At 60.1% G+C, this 16,760-nt stretch carries 17 protein-coding genes and 2 pseudogenes; 8 read left to right on the top strand and 11 right to left on the bottom strand.

The window, feature by feature from the left end; translation table 11 throughout:
* The first annotated feature begins 6 nt into the window (after window positions 1-6).
* Complete coding sequence (locus AB4N47_RS11635; protein ID WP_460154543.1) at window positions 7-2,640, top strand: excinuclease ABC subunit UvrA; 2,634 nt, start codon at window positions 7-9, stop codon at window positions 2,638-2,640.
* A 465-nt stretch (window positions 2,641-3,105) separates the two neighbouring features.
* On the opposite strand, the pseudogene AB4N47_RS11630 reads toward AB4N47_RS11635, so the two are convergent.
* The 7 genes and pseudogenes from AB4N47_RS11630 to AB4N47_RS11600 all read right to left on the bottom strand — a co-directional run.
* Window positions 3,106-3,816, bottom strand: a pseudogene (locus tag AB4N47_RS11630) (response regulator); the annotation flags it as partial.
* A gap of 201 nt (window positions 3,817-4,017) precedes the next feature.
* Window positions 4,018-5,049, bottom strand: a pseudogene (locus AB4N47_RS11625) (ATP-binding response regulator); the annotation flags it as partial.
* Complete coding sequence (locus AB4N47_RS11620; RefSeq protein WP_122507075.1) at window positions 5,039-5,914, bottom strand: sensor histidine kinase; 876 nt, start codon at window positions 5,912-5,914, stop codon at window positions 5,039-5,041. The gene AB4N47_RS11620 and the pseudogene AB4N47_RS11625, both read right to left, overlap by 11 nt.
* Entirely contained in the window at window positions 5,907-6,920 is a 1,014-nt protein-coding gene (locus AB4N47_RS11615; protein WP_341638017.1) for an ATP-binding protein, read from the bottom strand. The genes AB4N47_RS11620 and AB4N47_RS11615 overlap by 8 nt, the downstream gene beginning before the upstream one ends.
* Complete coding sequence (locus AB4N47_RS11610; protein WP_016774465.1) at window positions 6,917-7,321, bottom strand: anti-sigma regulatory factor; 405 nt, start codon at window positions 7,319-7,321, stop codon at window positions 6,917-6,919. The genes AB4N47_RS11615 and AB4N47_RS11610 overlap by 4 nt, the downstream gene beginning before the upstream one ends.
* Window positions 7,318-7,680 carry an STAS domain-containing protein gene (locus AB4N47_RS11605; RefSeq protein ID WP_016774466.1) on the bottom strand — a complete coding sequence of 121 codons (363 nt, stop codon included), beginning with the start codon at window positions 7,678-7,680 and terminating at the stop codon, window positions 7,318-7,320. Before AB4N47_RS11605 ends, AB4N47_RS11610 begins: the two co-directional genes overlap by 4 nt.
* A 4-nt stretch (window positions 7,681-7,684) precedes the next feature.
* A complete protein-coding gene (locus AB4N47_RS11600) occupies window positions 7,685-8,536 on the bottom strand; it encodes an STAS domain-containing protein (protein WP_341637695.1) in 852 nt (283 codons plus the stop codon).
* Window positions 8,537-8,796: 260 nt separating this feature from the next.
* On the opposite strand from AB4N47_RS11600, the gene AB4N47_RS11595 reads away from it, so the two are divergent.
* A complete protein-coding gene (locus AB4N47_RS11595) occupies window positions 8,797-9,060 on the top strand; it encodes a hypothetical protein (protein ID WP_341638016.1) in 264 nt (87 codons plus the stop codon).
* Window positions 9,061-9,116: 56 nt separating this feature from the next.
* On the opposite strand, the gene AB4N47_RS11590 is transcribed toward AB4N47_RS11595, so the two are convergent.
* The gene (locus tag AB4N47_RS11590; RefSeq protein WP_341637694.1) at window positions 9,117-9,638 is read right to left on the bottom strand and encodes a DUF4142 domain-containing protein; all 522 of its coding nucleotides are present in this window, start codon (window positions 9,636-9,638) and stop codon (window positions 9,117-9,119) included.
* A gap of 204 nt (window positions 9,639-9,842) precedes the next feature.
* On the opposite strand from AB4N47_RS11590, the gene AB4N47_RS11585 reads away from it, so the two are divergent.
* Together AB4N47_RS11585 and AB4N47_RS11580 are read left to right on the top strand one after the other, a co-directional pair.
* Complete coding sequence (locus AB4N47_RS11585; protein ID WP_041478686.1) at window positions 9,843-10,097, top strand: DUF465 domain-containing protein; 255 nt, start codon at window positions 9,843-9,845, stop codon at window positions 10,095-10,097.
* Window positions 10,098-10,196: 99 nt separating this feature from the next.
* Window positions 10,197-10,361 (top strand): hypothetical protein, encoded by a 165-nt coding sequence (locus AB4N47_RS11580; RefSeq protein ID WP_341637693.1) that lies wholly within the window; start codon window positions 10,197-10,199, stop codon window positions 10,359-10,361.
* Window positions 10,362-10,468: 107 nt separating this feature from the next.
* Here AB4N47_RS11580 and AB4N47_RS11575 read toward each other — a convergent pair whose 3' ends face one another.
* From AB4N47_RS11575 to AB4N47_RS11565, 3 genes are all read right to left on the bottom strand, one after another.
* Window positions 10,469-11,545 carry an SMP-30/gluconolactonase/LRE family protein gene (locus tag AB4N47_RS11575; protein ID WP_341637692.1) on the bottom strand — a complete coding sequence of 359 codons (1,077 nt, stop codon included), beginning with the start codon at window positions 11,543-11,545 and terminating at the stop codon, window positions 10,469-10,471.
* Entirely contained in the window at window positions 11,542-12,687 is a 1,146-nt protein-coding gene (locus AB4N47_RS11570; RefSeq protein WP_341637691.1) for a sterol desaturase/SRPBCC family protein, read from the bottom strand. The genes AB4N47_RS11575 and AB4N47_RS11570 overlap by 4 nt, the downstream gene beginning before the upstream one ends.
* Before the next feature lie 112 nt (window positions 12,688-12,799).
* Window positions 12,800-13,663, bottom strand: a complete 864-nt coding sequence (locus tag AB4N47_RS11565; protein WP_024012724.1) for a LysR family transcriptional regulator — start codon at window positions 13,661-13,663, stop codon at window positions 12,800-12,802.
* Window positions 13,664-14,013: 350 nt separating this feature from the next.
* Here AB4N47_RS11565 and AB4N47_RS11560 point away from each other — a divergent pair, with 350 nt between their 5' ends.
* The 4 genes from AB4N47_RS11560 to AB4N47_RS11545 all read left to right on the top strand — a co-directional run bounded on the left by AB4N47_RS11560 (window position 14,014) and on the right by AB4N47_RS11545 (window position 16,740).
* On the top strand, window positions 14,014-14,490 hold the full coding sequence (locus tag AB4N47_RS11560; RefSeq protein WP_024012725.1) for an MbcA/ParS/Xre antitoxin family protein: 477 nt from the start codon (window positions 14,014-14,016) through the stop codon (window positions 14,488-14,490).
* Complete coding sequence (locus AB4N47_RS11555; RefSeq protein WP_016774476.1) at window positions 14,487-14,981, top strand: RES family NAD+ phosphorylase; 495 nt, start codon at window positions 14,487-14,489, stop codon at window positions 14,979-14,981. The genes AB4N47_RS11560 and AB4N47_RS11555 overlap by 4 nt, the downstream gene beginning before the upstream one ends.
* 283 nt (window positions 14,982-15,264) lie before the next feature.
* Window positions 15,265-15,690: a PAAR domain-containing protein gene (locus AB4N47_RS11550; RefSeq protein WP_341637690.1), complete on the top strand. Its 426-nt coding sequence runs from the start codon at window positions 15,265-15,267 to the stop codon at window positions 15,688-15,690.
* A gap of 12 nt (window positions 15,691-15,702) precedes the next feature.
* Window positions 15,703-16,740, top strand: a complete 1,038-nt coding sequence (locus AB4N47_RS11545; RefSeq protein WP_341637689.1) for a hypothetical protein — start codon at window positions 15,703-15,705, stop codon at window positions 16,738-16,740.
* The last annotated feature ends 20 nt before the right edge of the window (window positions 16,741-16,760 follow it).

Raw genomic sequence — 16,760 nt, 5'->3', positions numbered from 1 at the left:
AGGCCGATGATTTCCAAGCGCAATTCCAAAGCACCCGCCGGCATGGTTCGCGTGCGCGGCGCCCGCGAACATAACCTGAAGAACGTTGATGTCGATATTCCGCGTGATGCGCTGGTGGTGTTCACCGGTGTCTCCGGTTCGGGCAAGTCGTCGCTGGCGTTTTCCACGCTGTATGCCGAGGCCCAGCGGCGTTATTTCGAATCCGTGGCGCCGTACGCGCGGCGGCTGATCGATCAGGTCGGCGTGCCGGATGTCGATTCCATCGAAGGACTGCCGCCCGCCGTCGCTTTGCAACAGCAGCGCGGCACGCCGAGCGCGCGTTCGTCGGTGGGCAGCGTGACGACGTTGTCGAGCCTGATCCGCATGCTCTATTCCCGCGCCGGCAGTTATCCGCCGGGGCAGCCGATGCTGTATGCCGAAGACTTTTCACCGAACACGCCGCAGGGCGCCTGCCCGGAGTGTCACGGACTTGGCCGCGTCTATGAAGTGACCGAAGCGCTGATGGTGCCGGACCCGAACCTGACCATCCGCCAGCGCGCCGTGGCGTCATGGCCCTTGGCGTGGCAGGGGCAGAACCTGCGCGACATCCTCGTGACCATGGGCATTGATGTCGATATTCCGTGGAAAAAACTGCCGAAAAAGCAGCGCGACTGGATTCTCTTCACTGAAGAGACGCCGACGGTGCCGGTGTACGCCGGGCTGACCCCGGAAGAAACCCGCGTCGCGCTCAAGCGCAAGATGGAACCGAGTTATCAGGGCACCTTCACCGGCGCGCGGCGCTACATCCTGCACACCTTCACCCACTCGCAAAGTGCGCTGATGAAGAAGCGTGTTTCGCAGTTCATGCGCGGCAGCCCTTGCCCATTGTGCGAGGGTAAACGGCTCAAGCGCGAGGCGTTGTCGGTGACCTTTGCCGGCTACGACATTGGCGAGTTGTCACAGATGCCGTTGCTGCAAGTGGCCGAAGTGCTGCGGCCTGTAGCAGCGGCAAATTATCTGGAACAGGCCGAGGAGAGCGGCGACACCCTCAGCCATGCGCAAACCCGCGAGGCTCGTCAGCAGCGGGTCGCCCATGGCGCCAGCGGTCACGCCAGCGCGCCGGACGTGCGCCACACGCCGAACCTGTCGCTGGAGAAACGTCTGGCGGCGCAGCGCATTGCTGAGGATTTGCTGGAGCGGGTCAGCACCCTGACCGATCTCGGGCTGGGGTATCTGGCGCTGGAACGCAGTACACCGACGCTGTCGTCTGGCGAGTTGCAGCGTTTGCGCCTGGCCACGCAATTGGGTTCGCAGCTGTTCGGGGTGATTTATGTGCTGGACGAACCGTCTGCCGGTCTGCATCCGGCGGATGGCGAGGCGCTGTTCGAGGCGTTGCAGCGCTTGAAGGCCGACGGCAACACGCTGTTTGTGGTCGAACACGATGTCGAAACCATGCGCCGGGCCGACTGGCTGATTGACGTCGGTCCGGCGGCGGGCGAAAAGGGCGGGCGCGTGCTGTACAGCGGTCCGCCTGCGGGACTTGCTGATATTGCAGATTCGCAGACCCGCGCCTATCTGTTCGCGGAAAACCAGCGCCCTGAGCGCGCCGCACGCAAGCCGAGCGGCTGGCTGAAGCTCGACGGCGTCACCCGCAACAACCTGAATAATCTCTGCGCCGAATTCCCCTTGGGCTGTTTCACCTCGGTGACCGGCGTATCGGGTTCTGGCAAATCGAGTCTGGTCAGTCAGGCCTTGCTGGAACTGGTCGGCGCGCAGTTGGGCCGTCCAGTGGCCGAGGCCGAGTCAGAAGAACCGAGCCTGGAAGATGACACGCCGCCGCCCAGCACCGGGCAGATCAGCGCCGGCCTGGAGTCGATCAAACGCCTGGTGCAGGTTGATCAGAAACCCATCGGGCGCACGCCGCGCTCCAATCTGGCGACCTACACCGGGCTGTTCGACAACGTGCGCAAGCTGTTCGCCGCGACACCTGAGGCACAAGCGGCGGGCTATGACGCCGGGCAGTTTTCCTTCAACGTCGCCAAGGGCCGTTGCGCTACTTGCGAGGGTGAGGGGTTCGTCAGTGTGGAATTGCTGTTCATGCCCAGTGTGTATGCGCCGTGCCCGACCTGTCATGGCGCGCGCTACAACCCGCAGACGCTGGCGGTTCTTTGGCAAGGCTTGAGCATCGCTCAGGTGCTGCAACTGACCGTCGATGAGGCGGTGGCGGTGTTTGCCGAGCAGGCGGGGATTCGTCGTTCGCTGGAAGTGCTGCGCGATATCGGCCTGGGTTATCTGCGTCTGGGACAACCGGCCACGGAGCTCTCCGGTGGTGAGGCGCAGCGAATCAAACTGGCCACCGAGTTGCAGCGCAGCCAGCGTGGCGCGACCTTGTATGTACTGGATGAGCCGACCACGGGATTGCACCCGAGAGATGTCGATCGCTTGCTGGAACAACTCGATACGCTGGTGACAGCGGGGCACACGGTGATTGTGGTCGAACACGAAATGCGCGTGGTCGCGCAGAGTGACTGGGTGATCGACATCGGCCCAGGGGCCGGCGATCAGGGCGGCAGGATCGCCGCCGCCGGCACACCACAGAAAGTCGCCACCAGCAAGAAGAGCAAGACTGCGCCGTTTCTGGCTCGGGCATTAAGTCGATGATGGCAGCGACCTGCCGCTCGCCTTCGCGAGCAGGCTCGCTCCCACAGTTTTGCAGGCTGTACCCAGTAAAGTGGTAACACAGCAGACCCCTTGTGGGAGCGAGCCTGCTCGCGAAAGCGGAGTGTCAGTCGCAGATGAGCTGACTGGACGAACGCCTTCGCGAGCAGGCTCGCTCCTACAGTTTTGAAAGGTGTACCCGGAAAAGGTAGTTACACCCAGATCCCCTGTGGGAGCGAGCCTGCTCGCGAAAGCGGAATGTAAGCCGCAGATGAACTGACTGGATGGACGCCTTCGCGAGCAAGCTCGCTCCCACAGTTTTGCAGGCTGTACCCAATAAAGTGGTAACGCAGCAGACCCCCTGTGGGAGCGAGCCTGCTCGCGAAAGCGGAATGTCAGCCGCAGATGAGCTGACTGGACGGACGCCTTCGCGAGCAGGCTCGCTCCTACACGGGGATGTGTGTCAGTTCAGGCGCCATCCAGCGTGCGGCGGACCTTGTCGAGCAGTTCGCTGATCTGGAACGGTTTGACCAGCATGTCCATGCCGGTGCCGAGGAAGACCTGGCGGTTGAGTGCGGTTTCGGCGTAGCCGGTCATGAACAGGATCGGCAGCCCCTCGTGCCAGCCACGGGCAACATCCGCCAGCTCACGGCCGCTCATGCGCGGCAAGCCGACGTCGGTCAAAAGCAGATCGATCGACGGGTCATTCTGCAAGCGCTCCAGCGCCGATTCGATATCCGCCGCTTGCGTGCAGCGATAGCCGGCATCCTCCAGCACTTCGGTGACGAACAAGCGCACCGTGGCCATGTCCTCGACGATCAGCACATGCTCGCCACTGCCTTTGGCATCAGGCACGGGCACAGGCGCGTCGGCCCCGGTCGGGTCGTTGGTGCCGGGCAGCATGATCGTCACTTCGGTGCCACGGCGGGCAACGCTGCGAATGTGCGCGTCACCGCCGGACTGACGGGCAAAACCGTAGATCGTCGACAGCCCGAGCCCGGTGCCCTGGCCCAGCGGCTTGGTAGTGAAGAACGGCTCGAACACCTTGTCGATCACGTTGTGTTCGATGCCGGTGCCGTCGTCGCGGACCGACAGCGCTACGTACGCGCCATCGGCCAGATTCGGATCGCCGTGGGAATAAGCGGCGTAAGTATTGACCCAGATATTGCCGCCGGAGGGCAGGGCATCGCGGGCGTTGATCACCAGGTTGAGCACGGCGCTTTCCAGCTGCACCGGGTCGACCAGCGCAATCGCCGGTTTGTTGGTCAGTTCCAGCTTGAGGGTGATGCGCTCGCCGATGGTGCGCACCAGCAATTCTTCCAGCGAGCGGACATGCTCGTTGATGTCCACCGGCCGTGTATCGAGTGGCTGCTGACGGGCAAATGCCAGCAGGCGATGGGTCAGCGAGGCCGCGCTCATCGCTGAGTTCAGCGCCGCTTCGGTATAGAACTGCACCTTGTCCAGACGCTCATCGGCCACGCGTTTCTGGATCAGTTCCAGACTGGTGATGATCCCGGTGAGCAGGTTGTTGAAGTCGTGGGCGATACCGCCGGTGAGCTTGCCCAGCGCATCCATTTTCTGCACTTGCAGCAATTGCGCTTCGGCGTGCACGCGCTCGGCGACTTCCTTGGCCAGCTGCGTGGTGGTGTCATCCAGTCGCGCCAGATGCGAGCGCTCGCGGTGGCGGTGTTCGGTGACGTCCTCGACGAACACCAGGCTCAGCTCTGGCGTGCGATACGGCGAAATCTGCCATTGCGTCTCGCGAATCTCGCCCTGCACGCGCATGTTCAGCGTGCCTTTCCAGCGCTCGCCGTCGACCAGACGCAGACGCAGTTCATCGAGGATCGAGCATTGATCTTCGGCGAAGCATTCACGCAGCGCTTGCGGGTCGCGGTTATCGACGATCAATTGGGCAAAGGCGTGGTTGCATTCATGCACTTTCAGATTGGCATCGAGCACTGCGATCGGCGCCGAGACGTTGGCGAAAATCTCGCGGAAACGCGCCTCGCTTTCGCGCAGGGCATTTTCCGTGTCGCGCACCCGCAGCAGGGTACGCAGCGTCGCCAGCAACACATCAGGGTCGACCGGGTGAATCAGATAGGCGTCGGCGCCGGCGTTGAGACCGGTGATGATGTCGCCGGTCTGGATCGACGCCGCTGACACATGAATCACCGGCAGCAGCGCAGTGCGCGGGTCGGCGCGCAGCAGGCGGACGATGTCGAAACCGCTCATGTCCGGCAGGTTGACGTCGAGGATCAACGCATCGAGGGCTTCGCTCTCGATCAGGGCCAGGCCGTCGCTGCCGGTGCCGGCTTCGAGCACCGTGTAGCCATGGCGCTCCAGGCGCCGGCGCAGGGCGTAACGGGTGGCGACGTTGTCATCGACGATCAACAGGCGGATGTCACGATTCATCGACGTTCTCCAGAGCGATCGCCAGCGGGATGATGACAAAGAACGTCGAGCCGACGCCCGGCGTACTGTCTACCCCGACTTCACCGCCGAGCAGGGCGGCGAAACGCTTGCACAGTGACAGGCCCAGACCGGTGCCGCGCAGACGCTTCTGCAATGGCGAATCGACTTGGGAGAAGTCCTCGAACAGCGTGTCATGCAACTCGGCAGCGATGCCGATGCCGGTGTCGCTGACGGCAAAGCGCACCTTGTCTTCACCTTCCAGTCGCGCCGAGACGCGCACTTCGCCACGGGTGGTGAATTTCAGCGAGTTGGAAATGAAGTTGCGCAGGATCTGCCCGAGCTTCTTGTCATCGGTATACAGGCGCGGCAGGCCCAGCGGCTCTTCGAAGATCAGATCCACCGCCGAAGCATCGACGATTGGCCGGAACATCCCGCGCAGGGCCGAAAACAGGTCGAACATGTCGAACCAGGCCGGCGAGATGCTGATGCGCCCGGCTTCGATCTTCGCCAGATCGAGCAGGTCATCAACCATGTCGCTGAGCTCGCGGGCAGCGGTGCTGACGAAGGCCACCTGCTTGTGCTGTTCAGGGCTGAGCGGACCGTCAAGTTCGTCAGCGAGCAGACTGTTGATGCTCAGGATCGAGCCCAGCGGCGTGCGGAATTCATGGCTCATGTATGACAGGAAACGGCTCTTGAGATCCGATGCCTGACGCAGTTCTTCAGCCTGAGTGTCGAGCTCGGCGTACAGCGCCAGCACGCCCTGGTTGGTTTCATCGAGCTCTTCGCGCAGGGCAGTGGTTTCGCGCTGCAACTGAGCGATGAGCGCCGCCTGTTCAGCAGGGCTCAGGGTTGTCGATTCAGCCATGTGTGGCCTCCAGATCAACGACCAGCACCGTCACGTCATCGCGACCACGACAGAAGTCGCGGTGCAGGACGCTGGCTATCACGGACGGATGGCGATGCACCAGTCCGGGGTAGTCTTTGAGATTCCAACGGGACTGTAAGCCGTCGCTGTACATGATCAATAAATGTCCGTTCACGTGAGCATAGTCAAAGGGTTTGGCTTTACGGTACTGGCCGCCAACGATACCGGGATGCGAGGCCAGCCCGCGTGACTTTGCCGGGTCCAGCAAGCTGGCGCCAATGTTACCGACACCGGCGAACGTCAGACCATCGCGCTGGCTGTCGAACTGCGCGAAAGCGACGGCGCCGCCGCGGGTGCCGAGCATTTCCTGATGCAGGTCTTCCATCAATACCACTGGATCGGCAAACGGTGCCCGGGCAAATGCCTGCGCACCGGCCAGGCCTGCGCGCTCGGCGTCTTCGCCATGACCGAGGCCATCGACCACCAGCGCGCTGATCCGCGAGCCTTCATATGCCAGATGCCAGACATCGCCGCAGGCTGGATCGGCATGCAGCGAATGCTGGCTGACGCCGAAGCGGATATCCGCCTGACGATCGCTGCGCGGAAAAATTCTCGCCAGCAACACCGCGCCACGGTGGTCTGCGTAGACATCGAAAACATTGGTCTGCCGCGACACCGCGCCAAGACCGATGCCCTGCGTACCGCCAGTGGAAAAGCCATCCGCCAGACAGGCATCCAGATCAAAGCCCTGCGCCCGATCCACGGTCTGCATTTCGATGCCGAAACCGTTATCCGGACGAGTCAGCACACGCAGATGGAACTCGCCGCGCTGGGCATGCTTGAGCACGTTGCTTGCCAGTTCCGTCGCGACCAGTGCCACGCGGCCGGCATCGTTTTCGTCGAAGCCATGCTGCTCGGCGAGTTTCTGCGCGGTGCGCCGGGCGTGGCCGATCTGGCTGCTGTCCTCGATCGGCAGAACCTGGGTCAACGACCCGGTGATATTCATGTCCATCGTGTGATCGTAATGCGCGTGCCTTTGCCGGGCTCTGTGTCGAGTTCGAATTCATTGACCAGACGTTTGGCGCCGGTCAGGCCGAGGCCTAGTCCGCTGCCGGAAGTCCAGCCGTCGGTCATCGCCAGTTTGATGTCGGGGATACCCGGGCCTTCGTCGCGGAACGTGATGCGCAAACCGACCCGGCCGTTTTCCTCGAGGATCTGCCAATCCATGTCACCGCCGCCGCCATAGACCATGGTGTTGCGCGCCAGCTCGCTGACGGCGGTGACCAGTTTGGTCAGGTCGATCAGGCGCATGCCGCATTCGGTGGCGAGCTTGCGCGTGGTCTGGCGGGCCAGTACCACGTCCTGTTCGATCAGGATGGGTTGAGTACCACTGCTGCGTACGGTCATTGCAGGCGTACTCGATCCTGCAGCAGTTTCATTCCGCGTTCGACGTTGAGGGCGGTGCTGACGCCCGGCAAGGTCATGCCCAGCTCAACGAGCGTGATCGCCACGGCCGGCTGCATGCCGACCAGCACGGTTTCGGCGTCCATGATTTTCGACAACCCCGAGATGGTGCCGATCATGCGCCCGATGAACGAGTCGACCATGTCCAGTGCGGAAATGTCGATCAGCACACCACGGGCCGAGGTCCGGCTGATGCGCTCGGACAGATCGTCCTGCAGGGTCATGGCGAGCTGGTCGTGCATGTCGACCTGAATGGTCACCAGCAGCAAATCGCCCATTTGAAGAATCGGAATACGTTCCATCGGCTCAGACCGCTTTGCCGAGGCTGATGCCCAGGCGAGTCAGGGCCAGTTTCAAGGCGTCGGCCAGGTTGGCCTTGGTCACAACGCCTTGCAGATCCAGACCCAGGTGAACGATGGTCTGGGCGATCTGCGGACGCACGCCGCTGATGATGCAATCAGCGCCCATCAGGCGAATGGCGGTCACGGTTTTCAGCAGGTGCTGGGCAACCAGGGTGTCGACGGTCGGCACGCCGGTGATGTCGATGATGGCGATCTCGGAACCGGTGTCGACGATGCGTTGCAGCAGCGATTCCATGACTACTTGGGTGCGTTGCGAATCGAGTGTGCCAATCATTGGCAGGGCGAGGACGCCATCCCACAGCTTGACCACCGGAGTCGACAGTTCCAGCAATTCTTCCTGCTGACGCTTGATCACCGCTTCACGGGATTTCTGGAAGGTGCCGATGGTGTGCATGCCGACTGTGTCGAGCAGTTCGGAAACTTCCAGCAGTTGCTCGGCGAGCAGTGCCGGCTGGTCCTGATAATGGTTTTGCAGCAGGGCGAACAACGGTCCCTTCAGGGCAAAGATGAAATTGGCGGTTTGCTGGGAATCCTGGCCGAGCAGGGCGCGGCTCTGCGACAGCTTTTCAAGGAACTGACGGGTGTTTTCCCAGCCTGCGGCGGCAATCTTGCTGCCGTTGCCGTTTTCCAGACCGGCCAGTAGCAGGGAGAGCAAGTCGCGGGTTTGCTGAGCGAGGTCGTGTTCCTTGAGATTGCGCGTGGCACCGCTGGCTTCGAGGCGTTTGGTCCATTCGCTCAGCAGTTGAGCCTGGTTGTTCCTGATTGCTTCAACTGTGCTGTTCTGCAGTGCTGCCATGTGCGTGTCGCTCCGTTACGTATAGGGGCCGGCTCAGCGAAATGACCGGCGCGAATTGACTGACATTTGCCGCTTGAAATAGTTGTTCATCCAGCGGTGAAATTTTCTGCCTGCCGCGTCGAACGCCCCGCTAACTCTAGTCGGCGTGGCAGCAGGCAGCGATCTTTTGAACGAATCTACGGCGTCAGGCTTCGAATCTGCATGCCCGACGTTTTCCAGTCGTGCTGGAAGAAGGAGGCAGGACTATGAATGAGGTGGATATGAACGAGCAAGCGCCGCAACAGCAAAATCAGTCCTCAGAGTCAATTAACCGCAACGACCCGGCCATCGACCCGCAGGCACCGGGACAAAATACCCCCGCGCCGGCTGAACAAGGACAGGCTGACAGCGCGGCTGCCGAGGTCGATCAGAAGCAGCATCACAATGACAACAGCAACGATTTCAGCCCCGGCTTCAAGCCTGACCCGGACCGTCCTGAACCGGGCGAAAGCACCGACGCCGATATCGACACCGATGGCGGTTGATCGCTGAAACGCAAAAAGGCCGCATCGAAGGATGCGGCCTTTTTATTGCCGGGCGGTTACTTGCTCGGATGTTTGGCTTGCAGCTCTTTGGCGTGGGCCAGGTGTTTTTCCAGCGCTGGCAGCATCTTCTGCGCGAACGCTTTCAGTTCAGTGGCGCCTTTGGCCTTGTCATCGGTCACGGTGTTCGCCTGTTTCTTGAACAGCTCGATGGTTTCTTCGTGAGCCTTGACCTGGTTGTTGGCGTAGGCCGCATCGAAGGATTCATCGCGCATGTCGAGAATCTTTTCCTTGGCCTGTTTGACCAGGGTGGTGGTGTCCGGGACTTCGATGTCGTTGGCCTTGGCAATTGCTGCCAGCTCATCGTTGGCCTTGCTGTGATCCGTGATCATCTGATTGGCAAAGGCTTTGATGTCAGCGGACTGGCTTTTTTCCAGAGCCAAGCGGCTGGTTTCGATTTCAGCGATGCCACCGGCGGCGGCGTTATCGACAAAGTCATTGTCGGTCGCGGCAAAGGCGTTGCCCATGCCGGCAGACAGTGCAACAGCCAGAGCGAGATGACGCAGGTTGAATCCGTCCATTGGGTATCTCCACGCAGGTTTTTGTGAGCGTTATCCAATGGAGCGGACGCAAACGCCAAAGGTTTTATCGCATTTACGACAGGGCGACGAACGGCAACCGCTGGTCTGACAGGGTGTCGACAGAAGCCATTGCGCAAGGCCATGCTGATAACGAGTCAGCGCATCGGTCGCGCTGGTTGTCGATCAATTTGATGGAGGTGTTTCATGCCGGTTTCACATGATCTGTATCAGGACCTGGGCTGCAAGAAGGAAGAGATCGAGCAAAAACGCTCCGAGGATCCGAAGCTGGATTCGCTGCTCAACAAGTATTTCGACGTGGATAAAGCCGTGGTCGAAGCCGAGAACGCCCAGTCAGACGCCCCCACTGACGACGAATTGAAAAAGCTCAAAGAGAAGCGCGTGATCGTCAAGGAACAGATCGTTGCTCAACTCGCCGGGCAGCCGCTGACGGGACAGTAGTCCCCCGACCCGTGGTCATTTTCTGAAGGGAACGGCTACGGCCAATGGCACCTCCAATGTGCAGAGTCTGCAAACCATCGACTCGTTGCGAGGTGCCTCATGAACGATCCGAAATTCCCCAGTGAAGAGCAGGGCGGCTTCGACCCGATTCCGACCCGCCCTGAGCCCAACAGCCCGGCGCATACCACAGCGCATCCGGAAAAAACCGTGAAAGAACTGCCGGCGGATGAAGATCCGGAGAAGTTCGACCGGTCCGGCAACTGACAGACCGCCTTCGCGAGCAGGCTCGCTCCCACTTTGGAATTCGTTTCCCCTGTGGGAGCGAGCCTGCTCGCGAAGGCGTCAGTCCATTACATACAAATCCCGCTGGCTCACTTAAGCGCCGCATCCAGCCCCATCCGCCCCATATGCCTCGCCTTCAACGAGCCGAAATACAACCACTGCCCATATTCGCGCACCGTGGTAATCGGCGAATAATTGCCATCGCTCGCGTCCTGCAGATTGGCAATCACCTTGCCGTCCAGATCCAGTCCCAGCACAAACCCACGCTTTTCGACAGGCTTGGGCAAAACCGTCAACGCCCGCACGATCATCTTGCGTACGAACGGGTGCTGCGCGGTGCCATCGAGTAACGCGTTGCGCGGCGCGTACAACGCTACCCAAAAGCGATTGCTGCCATTGAACGAGAGGTTGTCCGGAAGCCCCGGCAAGTTGTCGATGAACACATCATGGGTACCGGCCTTCGGCCCGCTCAGCCAGTAGCGGCTGATGCGATAAGCACCGGTTTCATTGACCAGCACATAGGCTTCGTCGGGGCCAAGGGTGACGCCGTTGGCGAACTGCAACTTGTCGAGCAAGACGCTGGTCTTGCCGCTCTGAAAGTCGTAACGCAGCAAACGGCCGTCGGCGCCGTGCTCGATGATCGCCTCACCGTCATGGCCATAGCCCCAGCGGCTCGAGGCATCGCTGAAGTAGGCGTAGTGGCCTGACTTGTCGACCGCCACATCATCGGTAAATCCAAATGGCACGCCGTTGGCCTCGGTGGTCAAGGGGATCACGCGGCCCTGTGCATCCAGCGACAGCAAGCCCTTGACCGCATCCGCGATCACCAGCATGCCGTTCGGATGACGGGCCAGGCCCAGTGGACGGCCACCGGTGTCGGCCAGGACCTTGCGCTGCGTGCCGTCGAGGCTGCTGCGGATCAATCGACCGTCATGCAAACCGGTGATGAGAAAGTCGTCTTCGAGCAACAACGCCTCGGGTCCTTCGATGTCGCTCGGCCCGACCTTCGCCACAGCTTTGAGGCGCTGGTTGTCCGCGTAGATGCCGTCTTTCAACGAGGGCGCCGGTGGCGGTGTCCAGGCCACTGGTTCGACTTTGGTTGGCAGCAACAACAAGAAGGCGATGACCAGCGCGATGAGCAGGCACAGCACATAACGTAATTTCACGCGCTGGCCCTCGCCGCGCCAATAAACTGCGCAGCCGTGTCGCGCAACGCAAGCAGCGAGGCGGCAGATTCGCGTTCGATGCGCCGCCTGAGCAGCAGGCGATTGGCGAGACGCATCAGCAAGCCGTCGAAGCGATATTCCAGCGTGCGCACGAAACACGTGCCGCCAGTCACCGCTGAGGACTCGTAAGTCAAACGCAGGGACAGGCCCTGATCACTTTGCGCGCGTGCGCACCAGCGCCGGCCCGGCAGGTATTCAGTGACTTCCCAGCGCAAGTGACCGGCACGTCCGCCGGCATGGATGTCCTCTTCGAAACGCGCACCGGCATGCAGTGGACCGTGCGGACCGTCAATCTTCAATGAGGAGGGATGCCAGTCCGGCCAGTGACTGACGCTGGCGGCATAGGCCAGCACAGCGACCGGCTCGCCGGCGATATCGATCTGGTGCTGCATGCGCGTCATGGGCATTTGCGAATCACTCAAAGGGGCGGGTTCCGGCTCGCGGTACAGCGTGCCGAACAGGTAGTCCATCAAGGGCAGAACGATGTTGAAATTACGCTCCTGCATGCGCTCGCGGCGGTGATGCAGTTCGTGCAGACGGCGCATCTGGCGGATCCACGGCAAACGAGTCAACGGATTCTGCGGCGGCAGATGTTCACAGGCATGGAACACCTCATAGAGCAGATAACCGAGCACCATGCATCCGGCGAAAAGCCCAGCGACATTGGCGTTGACCTGCGCGAGCAGCCACCACAGGGGCAGGGTGATCACCAGCGTATGAATGACGATCAGCCAGGCTGGAAACAGAATCACCCGCCAGTCCCGCGCGCTGTCGTAGGTCATGTGACCGGGGGTGAAAAAGCTGTGATGGTCGCCGGCATGCCGCGCGTAGAACATCTTTGCGAAGGCTTTTTTGTGATGGCCCAAATGGCGATGGACCATGTATACGCCGAAGTTGAACAACAACAGGCTCAGCGGCACCGTCAGCCATTCCAGCCAGCTAACCGAATGCACCGTGTGCCAGAACGCAGCGACGGCGAAAATCCCGAACAGCAGCACGAACGCGCCATGCAGCCATGGGTTGTACAAAGGATGAATGGCCGCCCGGTAGCGGCTGCGGAATGCCTCGGTGGTCTGCCTCAATGCGTTTCACCTGCGGGTATTGTTGTTATACCCGGCAGATTAGCCGATCCGCTGACTTGTGCAGGGCGAACCTTGCGGCCTTAAGCGCCATGCTCTGGACTGAGGCTGTCCGTCAGCTCAACGGATTCCAGCGCTGCGACCAGTCGTCATCGGTGCGGATCACTTCGCGTAACAGATCGAAGGCCTGTTGCAGCACGGCCGAGTCGCGATCACGGGAATACACCAGATAGGTCGGATAACCGAATTCCGGCGCTTTGGTGACGGCTTCCAGGGCGCCGGTCTCCAGGTAAGTGCGCACAACCCGAGTGCGGAAATAGCCGCTGCCGCCATGTTCGAGGATGTATTGCAAGGCCAGCGGGCCAAGGTTGAAGCTCAGCGCGGCTTTGGCTTTTTCCGGCAGGGCGGCGTCGTGCTGACGGCGGAAATCCGGGCCCCAGTCGATGTAGACGTAAGGCTCCGGACGCTCGGGCGCGCGCACCAGAATCAGTTTTTCCTCCAGCACTTGCTCGACCTGCAGACCCGGCCAGTATTCCGGCTGATAAACCAGCGCGGCATCGAGCACACCGAGTTCGAGCTGACGCAGCAGATTCTCGCCATCGCGGATTTCCATGCGCAGTGCGTGGCCGGGGATTTTCTCGCGCAGTTCCGCCGCCCAACTGAGCATCAACGGGTTGCACAGGCTGACCTCGCCACCGATGTGCAGAACGTTGTGATAACCCTCGGGCAGCGGCAAGTCGCGGCGCGCGGCTTCCCAGGTCTGCACCAGTTGATTGGCGTAGATCACGAACGCTTCGCCATTGGCCGTCAACTTCGCCCCGGCGCGATTGCGCACGAACAGCGTACTGCCCAACTGGCTTTCGAGTTTCTGCACCCGCGCGGTGATGGCGGTCTGCGTGACGAACAGCTTCTGCGCAGCGGCGGCGAGACTGCCGTGACGGACGATTTCGAGGAAAGTGCGAGCGAGGTCGATGTCCATGGGGCAGGGCCGGTGTCTGGAGGTGGAGCGCATTGTAAGTCAAAAGGCTCTCTCCCCAACCTGAAAGCAACAACGGATTGAACCGCTGAAAATTGCGTTTGAGTCCTACGGAAACAGGAGCGTTTTGATCAGATTTGGGGATATTTCTGACGACTTTTTCAGGTTGGTCGTCGGACGCCGGGTCTATAGGATCAGTCCTGACATTGAAGTCATCGAGCGCACAGATCGCTCTGGACCCGGACAAAGGATGGACTATGCGAATCCCACTGATTGAAAGCCATACGCCTGCTTACTCGCCTCGCCATTACTGGCGCGACGATCGCGCCAGGTGTCCCTCGGAGGACGTTGCCATGCCGAGCGCAAAAGTGCCCCGGCTCACGGGCTTGAAGAAGCTCGAGGGCAAACCTCTGGAGTTGCTGTTGCGTGGGCAGGATACCGGCGACGATCCGATGCTCATCCTGCGCTGCACAAGCGAAGGATTTGAGCTGCTTGATGTGGTTAACATGATCGCAACCTCCGAGCTGTACCAACAGGGAGAGATGGTCAAACGTATCACCGGCAAATCTGTGAGAACCGTTCGACGCCTGCTCAAGGAAGGCGCGTCGGTGCGCCTGGACACGCCGCAGAGCGTGATCGCCTACCAATATGCCGCTGCGCTGGAACTGGCCATCGAAGTATTCGGGCGTCAGGCCAAGGCCGAATCATGGCTGGAGCAACGCGCTACTTACTTCTACGGTTATGTGCCGCTCGATCTGGTTGGACATGCGCTGGGCTTCAGGATGGTGGAGGAGTATCTGAACCAGATCAAATACGGGGTTTATCAATGAACCCCTTGCCTTGGGATGATCGCTGGTACGCCTGGCGGCTGGATCGCGAGGTGTACAGCGAGACCTGGGACAGCGGCCTTGGATCGAAACGGGACGGCGGCCGCTGGAATACGCCAGGCCGCAGAGTCGTTTATGCGTCGGTCGACCCCTCCACGGCGATACTGGAGGTGGCCGCCCATGGCAGCTTCGATGCGCTTGATCAGGAACCCTATGTGTTGACCTGTTTTGAAATCACCCACGACGCCAGCGTCAGAATCGTGCAACCGGAAGATGTGCCTAATCCGCATTGGCTCACCCCGATCAAAACCTCACCCAACCAGCGAAAGTTTGCCGATGCACTGTTGGCTGAACATCCATTTGTTCTAGTGCCGTCGGTGGCCACCCGACACTCGTGGAATTTGCTGGTGAGTTGCGATCTGGCGGAGGGTCAGTTCAGGATGGTTTCGCAAGAGCGGTTTGGGCTGGATACGCGGTTGTTGCAGGAGGGTTGATCGTATTTGTGTGGGCCTGCGAATCCGAGACGACAATTTCCAGGTTCCGGGAGCGATCAAGGGCCGATGAGTCGCTGCCAGCTACATTCGCGGCGGCTCGCATTCTACGTCTGGATTCAGGCTTTCAACCAATATAAAGATCCGGTACATTTCGCGCCCACGCTTACTACAAGGAAGTTAAAGATGGCAAAGCCTGCCGCTCGACTCAGCGATCTTAATGCATGCCCGATCACAGGCCATGGCACCAATCCCGGTAACAGCGGTTCCGGTGATGTAAACATCAATGGAATGCCAGTTTTGCGTGTCGGAGACACCAGCGTGCGGAGACACTGTCACCGAAGGCATCAGCAATATTTTGATCAATGGCAAGCCTATTGCTTTCTTGGGCAGTGCGACGGCCCACGGAGGCATGATAATCACGGGCTCTGGCGACGTTTTTGTCGGCACCCAGGTCGGTTCCGCACCTTTCTCCCCGATTATCACTGTTCCTAAACACAGCGAGCGCTTCCAACTGGTTGATGAGACCACCGGCGAAGCTATTCCCGACATGCTTTATTGCATCGAAACGGGTGACGGTCAGCGTCTCGTAGGCCATACCGACAGTCATGGTAACGCCGCGCGAGTGTTTACGGCCAACCCGACTTCGATAGTTGTGCAGTGGGGTAAGGAAGCCGCCGCCCATCTCGACGCGCTCGGCCTAGATTACTAAGGGAGGTGGCAGGTGGCAGCCCCCAAAAAGAATCAAGCTCGAACAAGCGATCGACATACAACGACCCAAGTGAAAGGTACGCTGGCACAGGATTACGTAACGGTTGTGGGTGCGTCTTACATGTCCCTTTATGAAAAGGTTCGTGGCCAGAAGGGCAACAAGATGCGCTTTATCAATCAGGGTATCCGCCAACTCACAAAGTATCCAACCGGCACTCCAAACTTCACAATCCAGTGTGTATTTCTGATTTTCAAAAATGACTATCCAGAGAACTTGCTGGCGGCTTTGAAGGACGTTGTCGAAAATCAGCACGGAGCACAGTACCGGGAGATGGACTCGATATCCGGTCTTGTGGATTTCATCGCAGCTCGGCAACGCCGCGGGCGCGAGATCAAACAGCTCGACTTTTTTTCCCATGGTGTGGTGGGCAGTATCGAGTTGGGCTACGAGCTGGATAAAAACGATAGCTATCGTCTGCGTGATGCACAGGCGAATATGTCCAAACCCGAAGCGTTTGCCTATGATGCGAAAATTCACTCCTACGCTTGTCGCACAGGTTTGGGTATCGATGCCGACTTCAAGGTCAATGAAACAGAAGATCCTTATTACGAGCGCAGCCTGGCGCAGATTCTTGCTAATGCGACCCGGACCACCGTGTGGGCATTTCCAAGACGCAGCAACTACGACACGACTTATGGTACTGCCGCGGAACGGGGATCTGTGCCGGGAATTCGTGAAAGAGAAGCAGCTGATGGGCGAGCGATGCGGAATTATTTGAGTCGAAAAACCGCTTATGAACGAAAGCTGATCGAACATCGCAAGACCCTCAAAGACCCAACGGCGCAATTACCTGATGAACAGGCGCCGCAGGCGCCAGCGCCAACAGTCTCTGAAGAAGAGCGCAATTTGCTGGCGCACGATGACAGCCGAGCATTGTATGAACGGAAGATTGGATTTCCGCTGGATGCCTTAGGCGCACATCGTGACGTTCGATCAGGTGATACACCGGACGGCGTACCCAAACACCTGCTTGCCTATAAACCGCTATGACGCTCCTGAAGTTTATAGGC

It is taken from the genome of Pseudomonas sp. S3_G06 (assembly GCF_054667565.1).
This window is presented reverse-complemented; position numbering and strand designations above follow the sequence as displayed.